This window comes from Loktanella fryxellensis, from assembly GCF_900110065.1.
Classification (GTDB): domain Bacteria; phylum Pseudomonadota; class Alphaproteobacteria; order Rhodobacterales; family Rhodobacteraceae; genus Loktanella; species Loktanella fryxellensis.
Window position 1 is genome coordinate 1 of the sequence record NZ_FOCI01000032.1, and the last position, 22,152, is coordinate 22,152.

Annotated in this window: 21 protein-coding genes and 1 pseudogene; 9 read left to right on the plus strand and 13 right to left on the minus strand. The window is 67.0% G+C overall.

Features of this window, described 5'->3' with window-relative positions; genetic code table 11:
- The 6 genes from BMX16_RS15535 to BMX16_RS15560 form a co-directional block, all read right to left on the minus strand.
- Positions 1-281, minus strand: a 281-nt coding sequence (locus BMX16_RS15535) for a transposase (protein WP_177174641.1), incomplete at its 3' end; no start/stop codon positions are given.
- Between the two features lie 188 nt (positions 282-469).
- Positions 470-898: an alternative ribosome rescue aminoacyl-tRNA hydrolase ArfB gene (arfB, locus tag BMX16_RS15540; protein ID WP_089905467.1), complete on the minus strand. Its 429-nt coding sequence runs from the start codon at positions 896-898 to the stop codon at positions 470-472.
- Positions 899-1,268: 370 nt separating this feature from the next.
- Positions 1,269-1,895, minus strand: coding sequence for a queuosine precursor transporter (locus BMX16_RS15545; RefSeq protein WP_089905469.1), 627 nt, complete (start codon positions 1,893-1,895; stop codon positions 1,269-1,271).
- Positions 1,896-1,984: 89 nt separating this feature from the next.
- The gene (locus BMX16_RS15550; RefSeq protein ID WP_245731622.1) at positions 1,985-2,869 is read right to left on the minus strand and encodes an esterase-like activity of phytase family protein; all 885 of its coding nucleotides are present in this window, start codon (positions 2,867-2,869) and stop codon (positions 1,985-1,987) included.
- 2 nt (positions 2,870-2,871) lie between these two features.
- The gene (gene mepA / locus BMX16_RS15555) at positions 2,872-3,795 is read right to left on the minus strand and encodes a penicillin-insensitive murein endopeptidase (RefSeq protein ID WP_089905470.1); all 924 of its coding nucleotides are present in this window, start codon (positions 3,793-3,795) and stop codon (positions 2,872-2,874) included.
- The gene (locus tag BMX16_RS15560; protein WP_089905472.1) at positions 3,792-5,159 is read right to left on the minus strand and encodes an MFS transporter; all 1,368 of its coding nucleotides are present in this window, start codon (positions 5,157-5,159) and stop codon (positions 3,792-3,794) included. The genes mepA and BMX16_RS15560 overlap by 4 nt, the downstream gene beginning before the upstream one ends.
- A gap of 172 nt (positions 5,160-5,331) precedes the next feature.
- Between BMX16_RS15560 and BMX16_RS15565 the strand changes: the two genes are divergently transcribed.
- Entirely contained in the window at positions 5,332-5,619 is a 288-nt protein-coding gene (locus BMX16_RS15565) for a YggT family protein (RefSeq protein WP_089905473.1), read from the plus strand.
- A 44-nt stretch (positions 5,620-5,663) separates the two neighbouring features.
- Here the strand turns inward: BMX16_RS15565 and BMX16_RS15570 are convergent, their stop codons facing one another.
- Positions 5,664-6,839 (minus strand): acetyl-CoA C-acyltransferase family protein, encoded by a 1,176-nt coding sequence (locus BMX16_RS15570; protein ID WP_089905475.1) that lies wholly within the window; start codon positions 6,837-6,839, stop codon positions 5,664-5,666.
- A 147-nt stretch (positions 6,840-6,986) separates the two neighbouring features.
- Between BMX16_RS15570 and BMX16_RS15575 the strand changes: the two genes are divergently transcribed.
- From BMX16_RS15575 to selD, 5 genes are read left to right on the plus strand one after another with little or no spacing between them, the layout of a single operon-like run.
- Complete coding sequence (locus BMX16_RS15575; RefSeq protein ID WP_089905476.1) at positions 6,987-7,655, plus strand: ABC transporter ATP-binding protein; 669 nt, start codon at positions 6,987-6,989, stop codon at positions 7,653-7,655.
- Entirely contained in the window at positions 7,652-10,039 is a 2,388-nt protein-coding gene (locus tag BMX16_RS15580) for an ABC transporter permease (protein ID WP_089905478.1), read from the plus strand. The genes BMX16_RS15575 and BMX16_RS15580 overlap by 4 nt, the downstream gene beginning before the upstream one ends.
- Positions 10,029-11,060, plus strand: a complete 1,032-nt coding sequence (locus tag BMX16_RS15585) for a lipocalin-like domain-containing protein (protein ID WP_089905480.1) — start codon at positions 10,029-10,031, stop codon at positions 11,058-11,060. The genes BMX16_RS15580 and BMX16_RS15585 overlap by 11 nt, the downstream gene beginning before the upstream one ends.
- Positions 11,053-11,610 (plus strand): pyridoxamine 5'-phosphate oxidase family protein, encoded by a 558-nt coding sequence (locus BMX16_RS15590; RefSeq protein ID WP_089905482.1) that lies wholly within the window; start codon positions 11,053-11,055, stop codon positions 11,608-11,610. Before BMX16_RS15585 ends, BMX16_RS15590 begins: the two co-directional genes overlap by 8 nt.
- Positions 11,607-13,763 (plus strand): selenide, water dikinase SelD, encoded by a 2,157-nt coding sequence (gene selD, locus BMX16_RS15595; protein WP_089905484.1) that lies wholly within the window; start codon positions 11,607-11,609, stop codon positions 13,761-13,763. Before BMX16_RS15590 ends, selD begins: the two co-directional genes overlap by 4 nt.
- On the opposite strand, the gene mnmH is transcribed toward selD, so the two are convergent.
- From mnmH to BMX16_RS15615, 4 genes are all read right to left on the minus strand, one after another.
- Positions 13,760-14,812, minus strand: coding sequence for a tRNA 2-selenouridine(34) synthase MnmH (mnmH, locus tag BMX16_RS15600; protein ID WP_089905486.1), 1,053 nt, complete (start codon positions 14,810-14,812; stop codon positions 13,760-13,762). The genes selD and mnmH overlap by 4 nt on opposite strands.
- A 2-nt stretch (positions 14,813-14,814) precedes the next feature.
- Entirely contained in the window at positions 14,815-15,609 is a 795-nt protein-coding gene (locus tag BMX16_RS15605) for a metallophosphoesterase (protein ID WP_089905487.1), read from the minus strand.
- Between the two features lie 166 nt (positions 15,610-15,775).
- A complete protein-coding gene (gene serA / locus BMX16_RS15610) occupies positions 15,776-17,368 on the minus strand; it encodes a phosphoglycerate dehydrogenase (protein WP_089905489.1) in 1,593 nt (530 codons plus the stop codon).
- Between the two features lie 61 nt (positions 17,369-17,429).
- A complete protein-coding gene (locus BMX16_RS15615) occupies positions 17,430-18,569 on the minus strand; it encodes a phosphoserine transaminase (RefSeq protein WP_089905491.1) in 1,140 nt (379 codons plus the stop codon).
- 192 nt (positions 18,570-18,761) lie between these two features.
- Between BMX16_RS15615 and BMX16_RS15620 the strand changes: the two genes are divergently transcribed.
- Entirely contained in the window at positions 18,762-19,262 is a 501-nt protein-coding gene (locus BMX16_RS15620; RefSeq protein WP_089905493.1) for a DUF1810 domain-containing protein, read from the plus strand.
- Positions 19,259-20,113: an SDR family oxidoreductase gene (locus tag BMX16_RS15625; RefSeq protein ID WP_089905495.1), complete on the plus strand. Its 855-nt coding sequence runs from the start codon at positions 19,259-19,261 to the stop codon at positions 20,111-20,113. The genes BMX16_RS15620 and BMX16_RS15625 overlap by 4 nt, the downstream gene beginning before the upstream one ends.
- On the opposite strand, the gene BMX16_RS15630 is transcribed toward BMX16_RS15625, so the two are convergent.
- A complete protein-coding gene (locus tag BMX16_RS15630; protein ID WP_089905497.1) occupies positions 20,085-20,732 on the minus strand; it encodes an androgen-induced gene 1 family protein in 648 nt (215 codons plus the stop codon). The two genes, BMX16_RS15625 and BMX16_RS15630, sit on opposite strands and share 29 nt — an antisense overlap.
- Before the next feature lie 107 nt (positions 20,733-20,839).
- On the opposite strand from BMX16_RS15630, the gene BMX16_RS15635 reads away from it, so the two are divergent.
- Positions 20,840-21,640, plus strand: coding sequence for an ion transporter (locus BMX16_RS15635; RefSeq protein WP_089905499.1), 801 nt, complete (start codon positions 20,840-20,842; stop codon positions 21,638-21,640).
- A gap of 236 nt (positions 21,641-21,876) precedes the next feature.
- On the opposite strand, the pseudogene BMX16_RS15645 reads toward BMX16_RS15635, so the two are convergent.
- Positions 21,877-22,152 (minus strand): annotated as a pseudogene (locus tag BMX16_RS15645) (IS5/IS1182 family transposase); the annotation flags it as partial.

The following is a 22,152-nucleotide window of genomic DNA, read 5'->3' on the forward strand; positions in this document are numbered from 1 at the left end:
CTGAAGTCAGGCACGACCCAGTCCAGCCCCGTGAGCCGCAGCAGGCTCTCGACGAAGCCCGTCGTCTGCCGAAGCGCCATCCCGAAAAGCACTTTCATGGTCAGACACGTCTGGATGGCGGCGTCACTGAAGGTCCGCGACCTGCCCCTCTTGCCGGAAGGTTCGGCATCCCAGTTCATCTCGGGATCGAACCAGATCGTCAGTGATCCGCGGCGCTTCAGCGCCGCGTTGTAATCAGCCCAGTTCGTCGTCTTGTAGGTAAGTGATGTCGGTTTGCTCATGCGGGCCAGCTACCACACTGGATTCACAACATGAATCCCTCTCGGATTTGTGCAACAGAGCCGCGGCACACAACAACTTACGGGCGATCGATATCTCATAATCTCCTGAAAAACATGGCGCGATGCTTGCTGCGCCGCATGCACCACCGATAACGCAGATGCGAAAAACAGGGAGATTGCCGACCGGGTCACTCGCCCTCCACCGCCCCCCGCAGCGCCTTCACCTCGCCCCTCACCTTCTTCGCCTGCAGCCGCCGCTTGACCGACCCATAGGTCGGTTTCGTCGCCACACGCCGTTTCGGCGCGACGGTGGCGGCGCGCACCAGCTCTGCCAGTCGTTCGCGGGCCAGATCGCGGTTGCGGGCCTGCGACCGCGTGTCCTGCACGAACAGCACCAGCGCGCCGTCCGTGGTCCAGCGGCGGCCCGCGAGGCGCTTCAACCGGGCCTTCACCGGGTCTGGCAGCGACGGCGAGCGTTCCGCCTCGAACCGCAATTCGACGGCGGTGCTGACCTTGTTCACGTTCTGCCCGCCGGGGCCCGAGGCGCGGGTGAACTGCTCTGTCATCTCCCATCCTTGCAGGGTGATCGCCGGGGTGATGAAAAGGTCTTCGGTCATGTTGCCTGATCTAACGGGTTCGCAACGCTTTGCCACCATCTCGCGCGCGAATACGGCACGCGCCTGACCGGATTGCGCCGGCTTGCCAACGGATCGGAAACGCCATGGCACAAATAAAAAGGACTACCCCGGCGATGGGATAGTCCTTTCCTGAATATCGGAGGTGGGTCGGTTAGGGACCATCGCTGGCCACCCACCTGAAAGGTCCGTGACCCAAGGGCTGCCTTAGATCAGAACCCCCCAAGCTGTCCCGACACACGTCTCCAGAACTTCATGATGCACTGGATCACCTCCTTTCAAATGTTTCGCCTGTCTCCAAAACTGGCATACGGAGTGTGTATGTCAAATTAAAATCCACAACACCTCGTGATTATGTGCGGGCCTGTGTGACCCGCCCAACAATCAGGCGGAATGGCACCAGCGCCACCAGCGCCACCGCCAGTTTCACACCCCAGTCCGCCACGGCGAGCGACACCCACAGCGGCGCGATCGGCCCGGCGGTCAGGAACGGCACCCCCTCCTGCGCCCAGCCGACCTGCGATGCGGCGACGGCGCTGATCCCGTTGAACACGCCCGCAAAGGCGATGGAGAAAAAGATCACCGTATCGACGACCGACGACACCAGCGTCGATCCCAGTGGCGCCACCCACCAGATCCCCAGCCGCAGGCGGTTGAACACGGCGATATCCAATAATTGTGCCACACCGAATGCGGTGGCGGATGCGATGGCGACGCGGATCGGCACGGCGGGGCCGAACTCCAGCTGCACATGCGTGCCGATCAGGGAACAGGCGATACCCACCAGCAAGCCTGTGCCGACCACGCGGCGGGCGGCAGCGGGGCCGTAGATGCGGTTCATCAGATCAGTGACGAGGAAGGCTAGCGGATAGGTGAACGCCCCCCATGTCAGCAGGCCGTCGAGGATCAAGAATTGCACGAGGATGTTCGAGGCCACGACGATGGCGGCCATGGCGATGACGCCCGATAGGATGCGCATGGGTCTGGGTTTCCGTTTTGACAAGGGTGCGGCACTTGGCCCGCGGATCATCCGGGGACGGGGCGGATTAACCGCCGCATCCCCCCTCGTCAATCGGCCAGTCCATCGACCAGACGGTATTCCACGATTTCGGTGGTCTGAAAGAACTTGAAGTTGTCGTCGGCAATCAGCGTCATCGTCAGCGGCCCACCGGGCGCTTGCCAGACGCTGATCCCTTCGAGATTGTCGTGACGACCGGTGCGGGTCTGCAGCAGCGTCTCTGCCGTGCTGCCATCCAGCGCGAACCGCCGCACGCGGCTGCGGAACCCGATGCCGGTGAAATCACGCTCCAGCAGATAGAACAGTCCGTCGGGACCGATGTCGGCACCAACCGGCAGAAAGGACCCGTCGCGGGGGATGGCGAACGCCACGTCCCAAACGTCGTCCCGGAGTCGATAGACCGGGAATGGCCGGTCAGGGCGCCCGGACCGCTCCGGCACGGTATAGAGGGTTCCGTCCGCATCCACCGCCAGCGCCTCGAGCGCGCCGTTGGATGGCATCGCATCGAAGTCCGGGTGGCGCGGCAGCCGCATGGCCGGGCCGGTCACGTCGGGATAGGTCGCAACCCGCGCCAAGCCTTCGAAAGAGACATGCACGGTGCCGTCAGTTGCGACGGCCAACCCCTCGGAATCGGCTGTCCGCCCTTCGACGAAGGTGCCGTCCGCGATGCGCAACCGCGTGGTCAGGTCGACGGTCAGGCCGGTGATCGCGCCACCCTCACGCTGAACCTGCCCCTGCCAGAGCGTGCCGCGATCCGACAGGGCGGTGTAACGCAGCCCGTCATCGCTGATCTCGATCCCGGACATGCCACCTAATGTGTCATCGTCCAGCGACCAGACGAACCGTCCGGCCTGACTGACGCCCGGCGCCAGCGTCTGGCCAAAGAGCGGCGCGCACCCCGCGAGGAGTGTCAGGGCAAGAACGAGGGCACGCACGTTCAGTTTGCGGCGACCGCGGCGCACTGGGCGGGCAGGCTCGACATCCGCAACTCGCCGCGCGGCGGTGCGGCGGGTTCGGCGTTGGGGTCGGCGGGCGGTGCCGGTTGCGGGTCGATCAGGTTGTTGACCCAGGCCACGGCCTCGGCGCAGCCGTCACCGGCAGGCGGCGGGTCCTGCGGTGCGCAGACGGTCGATCCGCGCGGACAGTTCAGGCGCACATGGAAGTGATAGTTGTGGCCATACCACGGCCGCACCTTCTGCAACCAGCTGCGGTCGCCGGTCGCATTGCGGCACATCTCGACCTTGGCGCCCGCAAAGATGAAGATGCGTGCGACACGCGGGTCGGACGCTGCGGCTTTGACGATGGCCTCGTGCTGCGGGGTCCAGGCGTCGTTGACATAGGCGCCGTCGCGGCGATCCATCCGGTCGGAGGAGATGTCCTCGCGCTGTTGCCGCGTCAGTTGCAGGTTGTCCGTGCGTTTCAGCCAGATGTCGGCATCAAGGCCGATCTGATGGCTGGCGTGACCCGACAGCATCGGCCCGCCGCGCGGCTGGCTCATGTCGCCGACATAGATGCCGGACCAGCCGGGCTGCTGGGCAGCAGCGCGGGACAGATCCTGCACGAAATCGACCAGTTCGGGCTGACCCCAGTTGCGGTTGCGCGACAGGCGCATGGCCTGCCACGTCGGTCCCGTTTCAGCCAGGGCGACGGCACCCGCCTGACAGCCATTGGAATAGAACCCGACGGGGGTCGCAGGCAGCTGCGACGGCGTCGGCAGATAGCCGAACACCTCTTTGGCGATGCGCGTGTCGTTGGTGTTCTGGCTGGACACCACCGACAGGGTCGACGTGTCCACGTCGGGGGCGGGTTTGCAGGCGGCAAGACCTGCGACCAATGCGATCAGGGCGGCGGCGCGGATCATGCGGCGGTATCTCCGTTCGGGTTGACCCACCGTAGCAGGAACAGCCCCAGCAGGAACAGCAGGATTACCGGCACGAACCCCAGTTGCACATTCCCTGTCAGGAACGTGAACACCGCGATCCCGAGCGGTGCGAGGAACGCCGTCGCCCGCCCCGTCAGCGCGAACAGGCCGAACGCCTCCGCAGGGCGGTCCGGGTCTGTATGGCGCACCATCAGACTGCGGCTGGCGGCATAGAGCGCGCCGCCCGCCCCGCCGATGACGATGCCGCACGCATAGAACACGATGTCGGGCACCGGCGATCCGGGCGGCAGGGCAAACATGAACAGGTGATCGCGCGACATGCCGACGATCAGGATGCCCACCACGATCAGGGCCCAGACACAGACCTTGATCACCAGCATCGGTCCCCGCCGCTGATCGACCAGCCCGCCCAACCACGTCAGGATCGCCGCGGCCACGGCGGCGACGATGCCGAAGATCGCGATCTGGATCGTGGTCCAGCCCAGCACCAGCACGCCATAGATGCCGCCGAACGCATAAAGCGCGTTCAGACCGTCGCGGTAGAACATGGACGCCAGCAGGAAATATTTCAGGCTGCGTCGCCGCAGAACGCCGCGCAGCGTCTCCTTCAGCGCACCCCAGACGGCGGACAGCCGCGTGGACTGGCCGCCCAGCCGCGGATCGTCGCGCACGAACACAAAGAACGGCACCATGAACAGCGCGTACCAGACCGCGATGAACGGCCCCACGGCCCGCGTCCCTTCCAGTTGCGATCCATCCAGCCCCAGCGCGGGGGCGTTGCCCAACCGGGTCAGGCCCTTCGCCGGATCCTCGACGAACAGCGCCAGCATGACGATCAACGACACCACCCCGCCCCAGTAACCGAACGCAGCGCCAGAGCCGGAGATGCGCCCGATGGCTTGCGCAGACCCAAGGCTGGGCAGCATGGCGTTGACGAAGTTCAGCGCGGATTCGGCGGCGAAAAAAGCGACGTAGAACAGCACGAGGATGGTAAACAGCCGTGCGCCGTCAGGCTCCAGCCCCCACAGCGCCCAGCTGGCCAGCACGTAGGCGACAGAGAAACCGGCGATCCACGGAATCTTGCGCCCCGAATTGTCAGCAAAGGCGCCAAGGAACGGCGCCGTCACCGCGATCAGCGTGCCCGCCACAAACTGCCCCAGCGACCAGACCGACTGCGCACGGGCCGAAGCTGCGGTTTGATCCAGCCCCTCGGCCATGAAGGCCCCGGTGGCGACCAGCGCGAAATACGGCCCGAAAACAAAGGTCAGCCCCAGCGTGAACAGCGGTTGAGAGGCCCAGTCGAAGGCCATCCAGCCCCAGATGCGCCTGCGTGATACGGTCATGCCCTGCCCCCAGCCTTTTGCCAGACTAGACACCCCGCGCCCTGCCACTGGCAAGCACGGCGCGCACCCGTCTGTGACAATTCAGGCGTTCCATGACGGCACGGTGACGCAGCGGGGCTTGCCTGCAAAGCGACCAGCCCTTACCTCGCCTGAAACCCTAGGAGAGTTGCCGATGACATCCCTGTTCCAGATCCTGATGCTGCTTCTGGGTATCGCGCGGTTCTTCATCTTCGCGCATTTCATCATGAGCTGGCTGATCAGCTTCAACGTGCTCAATGTGCGCCAGCCATTCGTCGGGCAGGTCTGGTACACGCTGCAGCGCATCCTCGAACCGCTCTATGCGCCGATCCGGCGGGTGCTGCCGCAGATGGGCGGCATCGACCTCGCGCCCATCGTGGCGCTGATCGCGATCGAGATCATCCGCATCCTGCTGATCAACAACATCGCGCTGTTCTACTAGGGGCGGCTGGGGGGCGCATCGCACGGTGATACGCCCCTGTCGGATTACAACCGTTCGATGGCCAGCGCGATGCCCTGACCGCCGCCGATGCACATGGTGATCAGCGCCCGCTTGCCCTGAATGCGGTCGAGTTCATACATCGCCTTGACCGTGATGATCGCCCCCGTCGCCCCGACCGGGTGGCCCAGCGCGATGGCACCGCCGTTCGGATTGACGCAGGCGGGGTCGAACTCCAGCTCGTTCGATACCGCCAGCGCCTGCGCGGCAAAGGCCTCGTTGCTCTCGATCACGTCGAAATCCTGCACGGTCAGACCCGTGCGTTCCAGCAGCTTGCGCACGGCGGGCACGGGGCCGATCCCCATCACCTCCGGCCGCACGCCGGCATAGCCATAGCCCAGCACCCGAAAGCGCGGCGTCAGCCCGGCCCGCTCTGCCGCGTCCAACCGCGCCAGCGTGATCGCCGCCGCCCCGTCGTTCAGGCCCGATGCGTTGCCAGCCGTGACCGAGCCGCCCTTGGCGAAGGCGGGCCGCAGACCGGCCAGCGCTTCTGCAGTTGTCGCCTTGGGGTGTTCGTCGGTGATGAAATCCACCGTCTCTCGCCGCTGCTTGACCTGCACCGGCACGATCTGGTCGGCGAAACGCCCCTCGGCGATGGCGCGGGCGGCACGTGACTGGCTTTCCAGCGCGAAGGCATCCTGCGCTGCGCGGCTGACGTCGTGCTCCGCACTCACGTTTTCGGCGGTGATGCCCATATGGCCGGTGCCGAACGGGCAGTTCAGCGCGCCCAGCATCATGTCGCGGGTCACGATGTCGCCCATCTTGGTGCCCCAGCGCTGCCCGCTGACGATATAGGGGGACCGCGACATGCTTTCCGCGCCACCCGCCAGACCGAAGTCCGCGTCGCCGAGCTGCAGCGCCTGTACGATGCTGACGATGGCCTGCACGCCGGACCCGCACAGGCGGTTCACGTTCATCGCGGGCGTGGTGTCGGGCACCCCCGCCTCCATTGCCGCAACACGGCTCAGATACATATCGCGCGGTTCTGTGTTGATGACGTGGCCAAAAGCGACATGGCCGATCTGCGCGGGGTCCAGCCCGCCACGCGCCATGGCCTCGCGCGCGACCGTCGCCGCCAGCGTGATCGGCGGCACATCCGCCAGACTGCCGCCGAACGAGCCGATGGCGGTGCGCGCGCCGCCCAGGATCACGATATCCGTCATGTCGAAACCTCCCGATGATTGCGCTCAGGATGGCAAGGCCCCCGCCGCCACGCCAGCGGAACGTCCCGTCACCTGCGGCATAGGGGCCATGGCACCTGTGCCACCGCCCCGCGCGGCTTATGTTGCACGTCAACCACGAGGGCCGACATGCTGCTGACCGTCACCGACCTGCGCAAGACCTATGCCACCGCCGACGGCCCCTTCGACGTGCTGCGCGGCGTCGATCTGACGCTGGATGCGGGCGAGACCCTCGCCCTCACCGGCGAGAGTGGGTCCGGCAAAAGCACGCTGCTGCACCTGATCGGCGGCCTCGACGCGCCCGACGGCGGGCGGATCGTGCTGGACGGGACGGATCTTGCGACCCTTGACGACACGGGGCGGGCGGCGGTGCGGCGCGGCACGGTGGGTGTGGTGTTCCAGCAGTTCAACCTGATCCCGTCGTTGAAGATCGCGGACAACATCGCGTTTCAGGCGCGGCTGGCGGGGCGGTACGATGCGGCGTGGTGCCAGACGCTGGCAGACCGCATGGGCCTTGTGTCGCAACTGAACAAATACCCCGAGCAACTGTCTGGCGGTCAGCAGCAGCGCGTCGCCATCGCCCGCACCCTCGCGCCGCGCCCGAAACTGGTGCTGGCGGATGAACCGACCGGCAATCTGGACGAGGCGACGGCGGCCAACGTGCTGGCGCTGATGCTGGAACTGGTGGCCGACACGGGTGCTGGGCTGCTGATGGTCACCCATTCCGACCGGCTGGCGGGACAGATGCAGCACAGGCTGCACCTTGCCCTCGGCCAGATCGCGGGTCCTGTCGCGTGACGCGCACCGTGTTTTCGGCGCTGCTGTCCCACTGGTGGCGCAACCCTTTGCAACTGTTCACTCTGCTGGCCGGGCTGGCGCTGGCCACGGCCCTGTGGTCCGGCGTGCAGGCGATCAACGCAGAGGCTGCGGCCAGCTACGACGCCGCCGCCGCGACCCTTGGCGAAGGCAGCTACGACCAACTGACCCGCAGCGACGGGCAACCCATGGATCAGGCCACCTACGTCGCCTTGCGCCGTGCGGGCTGGCTGGTGTCCCCGGTCGTCGAAGGGCGTCTGGACGGCGTGCGGATCGTCGGCCTCGACCCGCTGACGGCCCCCGGCGGTCTTGGCCCGGTCGAGGTGACCGAGGGTGCCGACATCGGGCAATTCCTGTCGGGGCAGGGCCAGGTGTTCGGTCGCGCCGACGCGCTGGCGGCGCTGCCGGACGGCCCCGCGCAGGTGGACAGCCCCGACGTGGCCCCCGGTACGGTCATCACCGACATCGGCGTGGCCCAGCGCCTGCTGGACCGCCCCGGCCAGATCGACCGCCTGATCGTGGCACCGGTGCAGCCCGTGACGCAGGCTCCGCTGGACACCATCGCCCCAGACCTGACGCGACAGGTCGCGCAGTCCGGGTCCGACGTGGGGCGTCTGACCGACAGCTTCCATCTGAACCTCACCGCCTTCGGCCTGCTGAGCTTTGCCGTCGGCATCTTCATCGTGAACGGGGCGATCGGTCTGGCGTTCGAGCAGCGCCGCCCGGTTGTGCGCACCCTGCGGGCGCTGGGCGTGCCGCTGCGACGGTTGATGGTGCTGATGGCGGCAGAGCTTGCGGTGCTGGCGCTGGTCGCGGGGGCGGTCGGCGTGGCGCTGGGCTATGTCGTGGCGTCCCTGCTGCTGCCCGATGTGGCAGCGACGTTGCAGGGTCTTTATGGCGCGACCGTGTCGGGTGAGCTGCAACTACGCCCGTCGTGGTGGCTGTCGGGGCTGGGTGTCGCCCTCGGCGGCACGGCGATGGCGGCGGCGGCGGCGTTCTGGCGGCTGGCGCATCTGCCCCTGCTGGCGGGGGCCGCCCCCCGTGCGCTGACCATGGCGGCTGGCCGTTCGGCACGCGTGCAGGGCGCGCTGGCCGCCGTCCTGCTGGTGGCCGCTGGCGTACTGGCGCTGACGGCCGGATCGCTGACCGCAGGATTCGCCTTGTTGGCGACGCTGCTGATCGGCGCGGCACTGGCGCTGCCCCTGATCCTCGACCGCGTGCTGGCACTGGCGGAACGCCTGTCCACCGGCGTACGCGCCCGCTGGTTCTGGGCCGACACCCGCCAGCAACTGCCCGGCCTGTCGCTGGCGCTGGCCGCACTGCTGCTGGCGATGGCGGCGAACGTCGGCGTGTCCACGATGGTCAGCAGTTTCCGGCTGACCTTCACCGGGTTCCTCGATCAGCGGCTCGCCTCCGAACTCTATGTCACCGCCGAGGATGCGGCGCAGGCGGATGCCCTGCAAACATGGCTCGCCCCCCGCGTCCGCGCCGTGCTGCCGATTCAGTCGGCCCCGGCAGAGGTCGCGGGATTGCCAACCGAGGTGTTCGGGGCGCGCGACGATGCGACCTACCGCGACAACTGGGCCCTGCTGTCCTCCAGCCCCGATGCGTGGGACGCGGTCGCAGGCGGCACGGCGATCCTGATCAACGAACAACTCTCGCGCCGGTCGGGGCTTGCGGTGGGCGACGTGGTGCCGCTGGTGGGCCGCGATTTCACCATCGTCGGGGTCTATGGCGACTACGGCAACCCCATCGGTCAGGTCTTCATGACCGAGGACGCGTTCCTGACCCTATATCCCGATGTGACGCCCTTGCAATTCGGCCTGCGCCTGCCCTCTGCAGGCGTGCCCGCGTTGCAGCAGGCATTGGCGGACGACGTCGGCCTGCCGCCCACCGCGGTCATCGATCAGGCGGGGATCAAGCAATTCTCTCTCGACGTGTTCAACCGCACGTTCACGGTGACGACGGCGCTGAACATCCTGACGCTGACCGTCGCGGGGTTTGCCATCCTGATGAGCCTGCTGACCCTCGCCGCCCTGCGCGTGCCGCAACTGGCCCCCGCTTGGGCGATGGGCCTGACGCGGCGGGAGCTGGGCCTGCTGGAACTGATCCGCGCCGTCCTGCTGGCGGTGCTGACCGCCGCCGTGGCGCTGCCGCTGGGGCTGGCGCTGGCCTGGGCGCTGCTGGCGATCGTGAACGTCGCGGCCTTCGGCTGGCGGTTGCCCATGTTCCTGTTTCCGCTGGATTACCTCCGGCTGGGCGGGTTCGCGCTCGTCGCTGCCGCATTGGCCGCCCTCTGGCCCGCGTGGCGTCTGGCCCGCACCCCGCCCGCCGATCTGCTGAAGGTGTTTTCCAATGAACGTTAAAGCCCTGCTGCTGTGCCTGCTGCCCCTGTCCGCTTCGGCGCAGGGCTTTGCGGGACTTGGCGGTGACGCGGACGGGTTCAGCATCCCGCAACCCGATCCGCAGTTCAGCTTTCCCGCCGACCATGGCGCGCACCCCGACTACCGGATCGAATGGTGGTATGTGACCGCCAACCTGACCGGCCCGGACGGCACGCCCTACGGCCTGCAATGGACATTGTTCAGGTCCGCACTGGCACCGCAGACGCAAGAGGGCTGGGACGATCCGCAGCTCTGGATGGGCCACGCCGCCGTCACGACGCCGGACGCCCACTACGTCGCCGAACGGCTGGCGCGCGGCGGGATCGGTCAGGCGGGGGTGACGGCCACGCCGTTCAGCGCCTGGATCGACGACTGGCTGTTCGACGGCATCGACAGCGGCACCCTGCGCGCGACGGGTGCCGATTTCGCCTATGACATGCAGCTGACCGCGCAGGGGCCGTTGGTCGCGCAGGGCATCGACGGCTATTCCGTGAAATCCGCCAGCGGTCAGGCGTCCTACTACTACTCGCAGCCGTTCTATGAAGTCGCGGGCACCCTCACGCTGCCCGACGGCCCGGTTGCGGTGACGGGCACCGCATGGCTCGATCGCGAATGGTCCAGCCAGCCGCTGGCCGACAATCAGACGGGCTGGGATTGGTTCTCGCTCAACTTCGACGACGGGGCGCGGATGATGGGATTCCGCCTACGCCAGACGGATGGCGAAAACTATACCTCCGCCACGTGGATCGCGCCCGATGGCACACCCACGCCCTATGCAGACGGCGCGCTGACCGCGACCCCGCTGGAGGAGTCGCAGGTCGGCCCCCGCACCGTGCCGACCACATGGCGCGTGGAATTGCCGGCACAGGGTGTTGACGTCACGGTGGCTGCGGTCAACACACAGGCGTGGATGGATACCAGCGTCCCCTATTGGGAAGGGCCGGTGACCATCGACGGCACCCGCAGCGGTGTCGGCTATCTGGAGATGACGGGATATGAGTGACTGGTTCACGACGCTGGACGGGTTGCACGCACAGGTCTGGCAACGGCTGGGCCGCGGCGTCGCCGACCGGCGTTCTCCGTCACGGCAACCCACGCTCGCGACCGTAAGCCCCGATGACTGGCCAGAGGCGCGGACCGTCGTGCTGCGCCGTGCGGTACCCACGGACGCGGTGGTGGAGGTGTATACCGACACCCAGTCCGACAAGATCGCCAGCCTGACCGCCACGCCTCGCGCTGCCCTGCATGTGTGGGAGGCAACGCAGCATCTGCAGATCCGCCTGCTGGCCGATGTGACCCTGTTGCAGGGCGATGACGTGTCCGACCGCTGGGCCACGCTGCCAGAGGTGGGGCGGCTGTCCTATGGCATCACCCCCGCCCCCGGTCAGCCCATCGCAGACGCGCTGTCCTATGCCAAAACCCCGGACCCACGCCGCTTTTGCGTTCTGCGCCTGACCGTGCAGCATATCGACGTGGTGCATCTGGGTGACGATCACCGCCGCGCCGGGTTCGACCGCGCCGACGGCTGGGCGGGGCGCTGGCTGTCGCCATGAAGGCGGACCTGCCCCTGACCCGCGACCTCGTGTTTGTGGGGGGCGGGCATACGCATGCGCTGGTGCTGCGGATGTGGGGGATGCGCCCCCTCGCCGGGGTGCGCGTGACGGTGATCGACCCCGGTCCGACGGCGACCTATTCGGGGATGCTGCCGGGACTCATAGCAGGGCACTATACCCGCGACGATCTGGATATCGACCTCGTGCGCCTTGCGCAGTTTGCGGGCGCACGGCTGATCCAGGGCGCGGTGACGGGGATCGACGCAGGTGCACGGGTGATCACCGTGCCGGGACGACCCGCCATCGCCTATGACGTGGTCAGCGTCGATGTGGGCATCACCTCTGCCATGCCCGCCCTTTCCGGGTTCGCCGACCACGGCGTGCCCGCGAAACCGCTCGGCCCCTTCGCCTCGCGGTGGGACGCATTCCAGAATGCCGCAACAGAGCCGCATGTCGCCATCATCGGCGGCGGCGTGGCGGGGGCGGAACTGTCCATGGCGATGGCGCACCGGCTGCGCGACCGGCGCCCCGTGATCCACCTGATCGACCGCGGCACGGTCCTGTCGGCGCTGGGGCAGACCGCGCGGCAGAAAATGCTGGCGGCGCTGGCGGCGAACGGCGTCACGCTGATCCCGGACGCGGACGTGGCAGAGGTCACGGCAGATGCCGTGCTGCTGGCGGACGGGCGGCGCATCCGTTCGGACTTCACCACCGGTGCCGCCGGGGCGCGGCCCCACGACTGGCTGGCGCAGATCGGCGTGGCGACGCAAGACGGGTTCGTGGCGGTCGGCCCGACGCTGCAATCCACCGACCCCACCCTGTTCGCGGTCGGCGACTGCGCCCACATGACCCACGCGCCACGGCCCAAGGCCGGTGTCTATGCGGTCCGGCAGGCGCCCGTGCTGCTGGACAATCTGCGCGCCGTGCTGTCGGGGGGCGACCTGCGCCCCTACCGCCCGCAGAAGGATTACCTCAAGCTCATCTCACTGGGGCAGAAGTCCGCTCTTGCCGAACGCTTCGGCACCGCATTCGCCGGGCCGCTGCTATGGCGGTGGAAGGATCGGATCGACCGCGCCTTCATGCGGCGCTTTGCGGATCTGCCGATGATGGGGCAGCCCGACCTGCCGCTGACGCGCGCGCTGGGACTGGCCGAGGCGCTGGGCGACAAGCCGATGTGCGGCGGCTGCGGTGCCAAGGTCGGGCGCGGGGCGCTGCGCAGTGCCCTGCACGACCTGCCCCCCGTGACGCGGCCCGACGTGGTGTCGCTGCCCGGCGACGACGCGGGGCTGCTGCGGATGGGCGAGGTGCGGCAGGTGGTCAGCACCGACCACCTGCGGGCCTTCACCGCCGATCCGGTGGCGATGACCCGCATCGCGGCCACCCACGCACTTGGCGACATCTGGGCAATGGGTGCGGCGCCACAGGCGGCGACCGTGAACCTGATCCTGCCGCGCATGTCCGCCGACCTGCAGGCCCGCACCCTGCGCGAGATCATGGCGACCGCCCATGCCGTGTTGACCGAAGCGGGGGCGGCCATCGTCGGCGGCCACACGTCGCTGGGGGCGGAGCTGACCATCGGGTTCACGGTGACCGGCCTCTGCGACCGGGACCCGATCACGCTGTCGGGCGCGCGGCCCGGCGATGCGCTGGTCCTGACGAAACCGTTGGGCAGCGGCGTCGTCATGGCCGCCGCGATGGCAGAGGCGGCACCGGGGGCCGTGGTCATGCACACGCTGACGGCGATGGGGCGAGGGCAGGCTGAAGCCAGCCGCATCCTGTGCAACGCCCACGCCATGACCGACGTGACCGGGTTCGGCCTGCTGGGGCATCTGTCGGGCATGGTCGAGGCGTCGGGTGTCGGTGCGCGCCTGACGCTGGCGCATGTGCCGCTGCTGAATGGGGCCTTGGCCTTGGCCCAGGCAGGGCAACATTCGACCCTGCTGGCCGACAATATCGCAGGGTCCGGCCCCGTCACCGGGCCAGCGGGACCGATGACGGACCTGCTGTACGATCCGCAAACCGCTGGCGGGTTGCTGGCCGCCATGGACGCGGCAGAGGCGGAACACCTTGTGCAGAGCCTGATCGCTGCGGGCTATGCAGAGGCGGCCATCATCGGCGTGATCACGGCTGTCCCCGGAATCGTGCTGGATTAGAGGCTGCCGACCAGCGCCGCGAGCGCATCTGCTGCGCGCGCACGCCCATCCGCATCCAGCGTTTCGGCGTGGACCGTACCCAACACGTCATGGCCGTGCACCGCGCGAGAGCGGGCATAGGCGGCGTCATAGTGCTGATCCATCAGCGCTGTGGACAGTGCGGTGAAGTCGCCAGCGGCCAGCATCGCCTCCCACCAGTCCACTACCGCGTGGCCCCGCAGGTTGCGAAGCGGCTGCAGGCGGGCGCGCAGGCGGTCCGGGTCGGCGATGATGTCCGCATAGGCCTGCGTCAGATAGGCGGCGCGCGCGGCCAGCGGCGCCGTCACGTCGATGCGGGGCGCGTGCGTCATGCGCAGCCAGAGCTGTTTCGGAATGACGATCTGGCCGATCTTGCTGCTTTCTGCCTCGACGATGGTGGGGCGGTCCGGGTCCAGCGTGGACAGGACCTGTGCCAGTGCCGACTCGAACCCCTTCTGCGCCGGTTGTCCGCCAGCGACACCGCCCAGCAACGATCCGCGGTGGGCGGCCAGCCCCTCCAGATCCAAGACCTGCACGTCGCGGGCGGCCAGCAGGTGCAGCAGCGCCGTCTTGGCGGTGCCGGTATAGCCGTCAAGCAGGATCAGGCGGTGCGGTACCGGGTCGATGTAGAGGGCATCGTGTACCAGACGGCGATAGGTCTGGTAGCCGCCCTTGATCGTCTCGGCCCGCCAGCCGATCTGCTGCAGGATGGTGCTGAACGCCCCCGACCGCTGCCCGCCGCGCCAGCAATAGACCAGCGGACGCCACGCACCGTCATACTGCGCCAATGGCCCGTCCACATGGTCGGCCACGTTGCGGGCGACCATCGCGGCCCCCACCTTGCGCGCGTCAAAGGCGCTGACCTGCTTGTAAAGCGTGCCGACCACCGCCCGCTGATCGTTCGACAGGGCAGGCAGGTTGATCGCGCCGGGCACATGATCCTCTGCGAACTCGGCGGGGGTGCGCACGTCGATCACGGTGTCGAACCCATGGGCCCGCAGTCCGGCCAGCGTGTCGAAAACCTGCGGCACGTCTATTCCGCCAGCGCGATGGGCTGTCGCCCGGTGTCGGTCAGGATGAACCAGTCGCCCGCGTCGTCGCAGACCGCAGGCACCAGCGGATGCCCATAACCGGCACCGGCATCGAGGTCGATGCGGTTGCCGAAATGCGTGGGATGGGCCAGCGCCGTGTGGCCGTGCACGATCATCGTGCCGTGATCGTCGGTGTTGTCGAGCCAGCCGTCGCGAATCCAGATCAGGTCGTCTTCGACCTGATCGGCCAGCGCGATACCGGGCCTGACGCCCGCATGGACGAAGAGGTGTCCCGGCGCCGTGACGGTCAGCGGATTGTCGGTCAGGAACCGCACATGCGCGTCCGGCACGCGGGCGCGGGCCAGATCGACAAGGGCGGTCAGATCGAGGTTGCCTTCGGTCGTCGGATAGTCGCGCAGCACCTCGCGCCCCTGTGCGTCGAGGTCGAACACGGGCGGGCCATCGGGGACGATGCCGTAGGAAGCGAGCGTCTTGTCGCCACCCAGACGCGGGTTCAGCCATGACAGCCCGGACCGGATCGCCACGTCGTGGCAATCGCCGGATTCGATGAACCGCTGGAACATGCGGTCATGGTTGCCCTTGATGAACTGCCATGGCCGTCCGGCGTCGCGTCCCACGATCAAGCGGTCGATCACGCCACGGCTGTCGGGGCCGCGGTCGGTGTAGTCGCCAAGGAACACGACGGGGGCATCCCCACCACCGTCCGCCGCGATCAGCGCCAGCGCGCGGTCCAGTTGGGCCAGCTGCCCGTGGATGTCACCGATGGCGTAGATCATGGCGCAGTCTTTCGTTGTGTCGCCCTTGCTTAGCAGAGGTCGCGCGGATTGACAGGTGCGGACCCTCCGGGGGGAGTATTTCTGAAAAAGCGAGGATGCCGGGATCGGTCTGGCAACGTCACGCGTCGCGGACCCGGCGCAGGCGTGGCGCCGGGTCCGTCATGTCTCAGACCTCGAAGGTCAGCGGCTTGACCTGCTGGAACACACCACTGCTTTCCAGCGCGTCGATCGCGGCGGCGGGCACAGCCTCGTCGACGTAGAGAAGCGCGATCGCCTCGCCCTTGGCCTCCGACCGGCCGAGGGTGAAGTTGGCGATGTTCACGTCGTGGTCGCCGAGGATGCTGCCCAGCTTGCCGATGATGCCCGGCACGTCCTTGTTGGTGGTGTAGAGCATGTGTGCGCCGATCTCGGCATCGACGGTGATGCCCTTGATCTGGATGAAGCGGGGCTTGTGGTCGCTGAACACGGTGCCTGCGACGGAACGTTCGCGGTTCTCCGTCGTCACGGTGACCTTGATGTAGCCTTCGAACACGCCCGACTGGTCCTGTTTCGTGGTCGAGATCTGGATGCCGCTGTCCTTGGCGATCACCGGCGCGCTGACCATGTTCACGTCCGGGTTGCGGCGGCGCATGATGCCCGCCACGACGGCGGCCGTCAGCGCCTTGAGGTTGAATTCGGACGCCTGACCGTCGAACAGGATGTTGATGGCGGTGATCGGCTCGTCCGTCATCTGTCCGACGAAGTTGCCCAGATGGCCCGACAGGGTGATCCACGGGCCCATGACCTTGGATTCCTCGGCGGTGATCGAGGGCATGTTGATCGCGTTGCTGACCGCACCCGTCAGCAGGTAGTCGGACATCTGCTCGGCCACCTGAAGCGCCACATTCTCCTGCGCTTCGGTCGTGGCGGCACCCAGATGCGGGGTCACGACGACGTTGGGCAGGTTGAACAGCGGGCTTTCCGTTGCGGGTTCGACGGCGAACACGTCGAAGGCGGCACCGGCGACGCGGCCTTCCTTCAGCGCGTCGGCGAGGGCATCTTCGTCCACCAGACCGCCACGGGCGCAGTTCACGATCCGCACGCCGGGCTTGAGTTTCGCAATCGCCTCGCGGCTGAGGATGTTGCGGGTCTGGTCGGTCAGCGGCACGTGGAAGGTGATGAAGTCGGACCGCGTCAGCAGGTCGTCCAGCTCCACCTTGTCGACGCCCAGCGCGGTGGCGCGATCCTCGGTAAGGAAGGGGTCATAGGCGATGACCTTCATCTTCAGCCCCAGCGCGCGGTCGATGACGATGGACCCGATGTTGCCGGCCCCGATCACGCCCAGCGTCTTGGCGGTCAGTTCCACGCCCATGAAGCGGGACTTTTCCCACTTGCCCGCATGTGTCGATGCGTTCGCCTCGGGGATCTGGCGCGCCACGGCCATCATCAGCGAGATGGCATGTTCGGCAGTGGTGATCGAGTTGCCGAAGGGCGTGTTCATCACGATGATGCCCTTCTTCGACGCGGCGGGGATGTCGACGTTGTCGACACCGATCCCCGCGCGGCCGATGACCTTGAGGTTGGTCGCGGCTGCGATCAGCTTCTCCGTGGCCTTGGTGGCGGACCGGATCGCGAGGCCGTCGTAGTTGCCAATGATCGCGGCCAGCGCATCCTTGTCCTTGCCCAGCTTGGGCTGGAAATCCACGTCGATGCCGCGGTCGCGGAAGATCTGGACGGCAGCGTCCGACAGCTCGTCGGAGATGAGAACTTTGGGGGCCATGACTGGCGCTCCTCTTGCAAAATAGGGGGGGGTGGCGGGCCGCAGCGGGCCCGCCGGACAATCAAGCGGCGATTTCGGTGTTGAACGCCCATTCGATCCACGGCAGCAGCGCCATGATGTCGGAATGTTCCACCGTCGCCCCGCACCAGATGCGCAGACCGGCGGGCGCATCGCGATACGCCCCGATGTCGAGGGCGACACCTTCCGCCTCCAGCCGCTTGGCCACGGCCTTGGCAAAGGCGGCGCCGTCGGTGATGCGGTCGTCGGTGAACTTCAGGCAAACGCTTGTGTTGGACCGCGTGGCGGGATCGACGGCAAGGTTCGCGATCCAGTCATGCTTGTCGCAGAACGCGAAGATCGCGCCGGCATTGGCATCGGCCCGCGCCTTCAGCGCCGATTGGCCACCGATGCTCTGGCCCCACTTCAGCGCGACGAGGTAATCCTCGACGCACAGCATGGAGGGGGTGTTGATCGTCTCGCCCTTGAAGATGCCCTCGATCAGCTTGCCATTGGACGTCAGGCGGAAGATCTTGGGAAGCGGCCATGCGGGGGCATAGCTTTCCAGCCGTTCCACCGCGCGGGGCGACAGGATCAACATGCCATGCGCGCCTTCGCCGCCCATCACCTTTTGCCAGCTGAACGTGGTCACATCCAGCTTGTCCCACGGCAGGTCCTGCGCAAAGGCGGCAGAGGTGGCATCGCACAGGGTCAGGCCTGCGCGGTCGCCGGGGATCATGTCGCCGTGCGGCATCCGCACGCCGGACGTGGTGCCGTTCCAGGTGAAGCACACGTCGTTGTCGTAGTTCAGCGCGGCCATGTCGACGATCTCGCCGTAAGGCGCCTCGTGGACCGTGGCCTCGATCTTCAACTGCTCGACGACATCCGTGACCCAGCCTGCGCCGAAGCTTTCCCACGCGACCATCTCTGCGGGGCGTTCGCCCAGCATGGTCCACATCGCCATCTCGTAGGCGCCGGTGTCGGAGGCGGGGACGATCCCGATGCGGTAGTCGGCGGGTACGCCGAGGATCTCGCGGGTGAGGTCGATGGCTTCGGCCAGCTTGGACTTGCCGATGCTGGCGCGGTGCGACCGGCCCAATGGGGCGTCGCCGAGCGCTTCGAGTGACCATGTGGGGGGTTTGGCGCAGGGGCCCGACGAAAAGCGCGCGTTGTCCGGCCGCGTGTCCGGTTTGGTCGTCACCATCTCTGGTATCCTCACAGATATTCGCCCTTCGTTGGGGAAGGGTGTCCCATCGCCGCAGATAGCGCCGGACCTGATCCATGGCAATCGAAATCACGCGACCGCGAGGTGCGACACGGTGGGACGGGATTTTGCGGTGGCACCTGTGCGGCCTTTGCGACAACATCGCGGCACCGGGTGTGCAGGGGATGCGGGATGGGCAACGTGTCGGACGACTTCGACGACGATGAATTCAACGAGGATTTCGACGAGGACGAGGACGAGTTCGACCACTTCGTCGCGGCACAGGAGACGGTCCACGACACGGTGATCGCCGAGTTGACGGCGGGACAGAAGCAGACCCACTGGATGTGGTTCACATTCCCGGTGCTGACCGGCATCGGCCAGTCGCCGATGGCGATGTTCTATTCCCTGCGCGACGCAGGCGAGGCGCGCGACTATCTGGCCCATCCACTGCTGGGCGCGCGTCTGCAGGACGATCTGCATCTGCTGCTTGACCGGCCGGGTGCCGACCCCGTCGCGATCCTTGGCGAAACGGATGCCTACAAGCTGCGCGCCTGCGCCACGCTGTTCGAGGCGGCCTCGCCCACGACGCCGGTGTTCGCCACGGCCCTCGACACCCTGTTCGACGGTCAGCGGTGCACCAAAACGCAGCGCATCCTGCGCTCGCCCCCTGCGGACGACCTGTTCTCATGACACAGACACTGCTGTCCTTCGGTCACGGCTATACCGCCCGCTGGCTCGATCCGCTGCTGCTGGCGCAAGGGTGGCGCGTGATCGGCACCACGCGGAGCGAGGACAAGGCCCCGTCCCTGATGGCGCGCAGCGTCGAACCCCGGATCTGGCCGGGGGCCGACATGACGCCCGCGCTGGATGCCGCGACGCATCTGCTGATTTCGGCAGCGCCAGAGGATGCGGGCGATCCGGTACTGGCTGAATTGCACGACGCCATCGCCGCGCGGGCGGGGCAGTTCCAATGGGTCGGCTACCTGTCCACCACCGGCGTCTATGGCGATCACGGCGGGGGCTGGGTGGACGAGGACACGCCCCTGACCCCCGCCACCGCGCGCGGTCAGGCCCGCGTCGCGGCAGAGGCGGAATGGGCCGCGATCCCCGGCCTGCCGCTGCACATCTTTCGCCTGGCCGGCATCTATGGCCCCGGTCGCGGACCCTTTGCCAAGGTGCGCGACGGCACCGCCCGGCGGATCATCAAGGACGGTCAGGTATTCAGCCGCACCCATGTCGCCGACATCGCCCGCGTGCTGGCCGCGTCCATCGCGCAACCGCGCCCCGGTGCCATCTACAACGTCTGCGACGACGATCCCGCCCCGCCGCAGGACGTGATCGCATACGCCGCCGAGCTGCTGCGCCTGCCTGTGCCGGAGGCCGTCCTCTACGACGAGGCAGAGATGTCGCCCATGGCGCGCAGCTTCTATGCCGAGAGCAAGAAGGTCAGCAACGACCGCATCAAGGACGAGTTGGGCGTGGAACTGCTGTTCCCCGACTACCGCAGCGGCCTCAGGGCGCTCTTGGCACAAGACGCCTGAGCGTCCACGCGAGCCCTGTGAACAGCACCAGCAGCACGATCCCTGCACCGATGTTGGTGACGTAGAACGCCATCCGCCCGTCGAAGGCGAGGTCGTTCAGGAACGGATAGGGCAGGCCGCTGGTCACGCTGCCCTGCGGCGTGGCGTTCATCGGCCCCACCACGACCTCAGCCCAGGTCAGATAACCCACGACGAGGCCCACCAGCCACGCCAGCCCCGCGAGTGGTCTGCGGAAGCCGCGATGCACGACCAATACGTCGATCCATTGCAGCAACGGGCCCGCGCCGTGCAGATACAGCTCGATCCACCAGTCCCCCAGCTGCCCGTCGCGCAGCACCGACGCGGGGTCCGCAAGATACAGCCGCCAGAACAACGCCACGACCATCGCGTTGATCACAGCCGTGGCCGCCACCAGCCCATCCCACCGCCCGGTGCTGCGCCCGGTGGACAGGCGATACATCGCGACGGCACAGAACAACGACAGGAACAGCGCCCAGATCGTCAGATAGCGGAACGGGCCGCCGAACCCGCTCCAGTCGCCGAAGACCAACATCCGCAGGGCATAGAACGCCGCCAGAAGCAGCACAAACAGGCGGTAGAGGGTGGCGGCGCGCGTCATGGGCGGATGATGGCACGGGGCCGCGCTGGCTGACCAGCCCCCCGCTTGCCCCCGCCCCGTGCCGCGTGCGATTGACACCGTGATCATCCATCTGACCCAGAGGCTCCATGACCCCGACCTTCCGCCAGCGCATCGGCAATATCCTCGACCGGCCCGCCGTGACCCGCGCCATCGTCGCGATCATCGTGTTCAATGCGATCCTGTTGGGTCTGGAAACATCCGACCCGGTCATGGATGCGGCGGGGCCGCTGATCCTGACGCTGGACCGGATCTGCCTTGCGATCTTCGTGGTCGAGATCGTGGCGAAACTCTATGTCCAGCGGCTGACGTTCTTTCGCAGCGGCTGGAATCTGTTCGACTTCGTGGTGATCGGCATCGCGCTGGTGCCGACGGGCCAGGGCCTGTCCGTCCTGCGCGCCCTGCGGGTGCTGCGCGCGTTGCGCGTCATCTCTGCCGCGCCCACCCTGCGCCGGGTGGTCGAGGGGTTCGTCAGCGCCCTGCCCGGCATGGCGTCGGTGTTCCTGCTGATGGGGATCATCTTCTACATCGCCTCCGTCATGGCGACGCAACTGTTCGGCGGCGCGTTTCCCGAATGGTTCGGATCACTCGGCCATTCCGCCTATTCGCTGTTCCAGATCATGACGCTGGAAAGCTGGTCCATGGGCATCGTACGCCCGCTAATGGAAGAGTTCCCCTACGCCTGGGCGTTCTTTATCCCGTTCATTCTGGTGACCACCTTTGCCGTCGTGAACCTGCTGGTGGGTCTCATCGTGAACTCCATGCAGGATGCCCACGCAGAAGAAGGCAACGCCGCGACGGACGCCTACCGGGACGAGGTGCTGGCAAGGCTGGTAGCGATCGAGAAGCGGTTGGGGGAGGGGAGAGGTGAAAACGCGACGCCACACTAGGGTTTCGTTCGTAATATCGCCATCGTCTCAAGCTGCGGCTTCAACCAAACTGCCTTCGCAGGACTGAGCCAGGTCAATAAATTCATACATGCAGAATAATCCGCCGATATGTCACGATCAAAGATCGGCTCGTGATGCGAAATCCTGTTGCGCAAACCCCGTATCCGCTCACACGCACCATAGACTCTGTTGCGCAAATCAGCTGACGGACGGTTTTCCCCTTACCCCAGACGGATTTATGCCACTGCCTTTGTGACGGGGATGCCAAGGGCGGTGTAGCCATTCAGGATAGCGATGCGCACCTGGACCTCCGCGACCTGGCGGTCGAAGTCCCGAGCCATCAGCCGCTGGCCCAGCAGCTTTACACAATGCATCTTTGTCTCGACGCGGCTCCGGCGGTGGTATCCGCTCCAGTTCCGCCAGAGCGCCCGACCCAGACACTTCGATGCGCGGAGCGCATCATTCCTGGCTATGGCACCGGCGGTGGTTGGTTCCCATGGTTGGGCATTTTT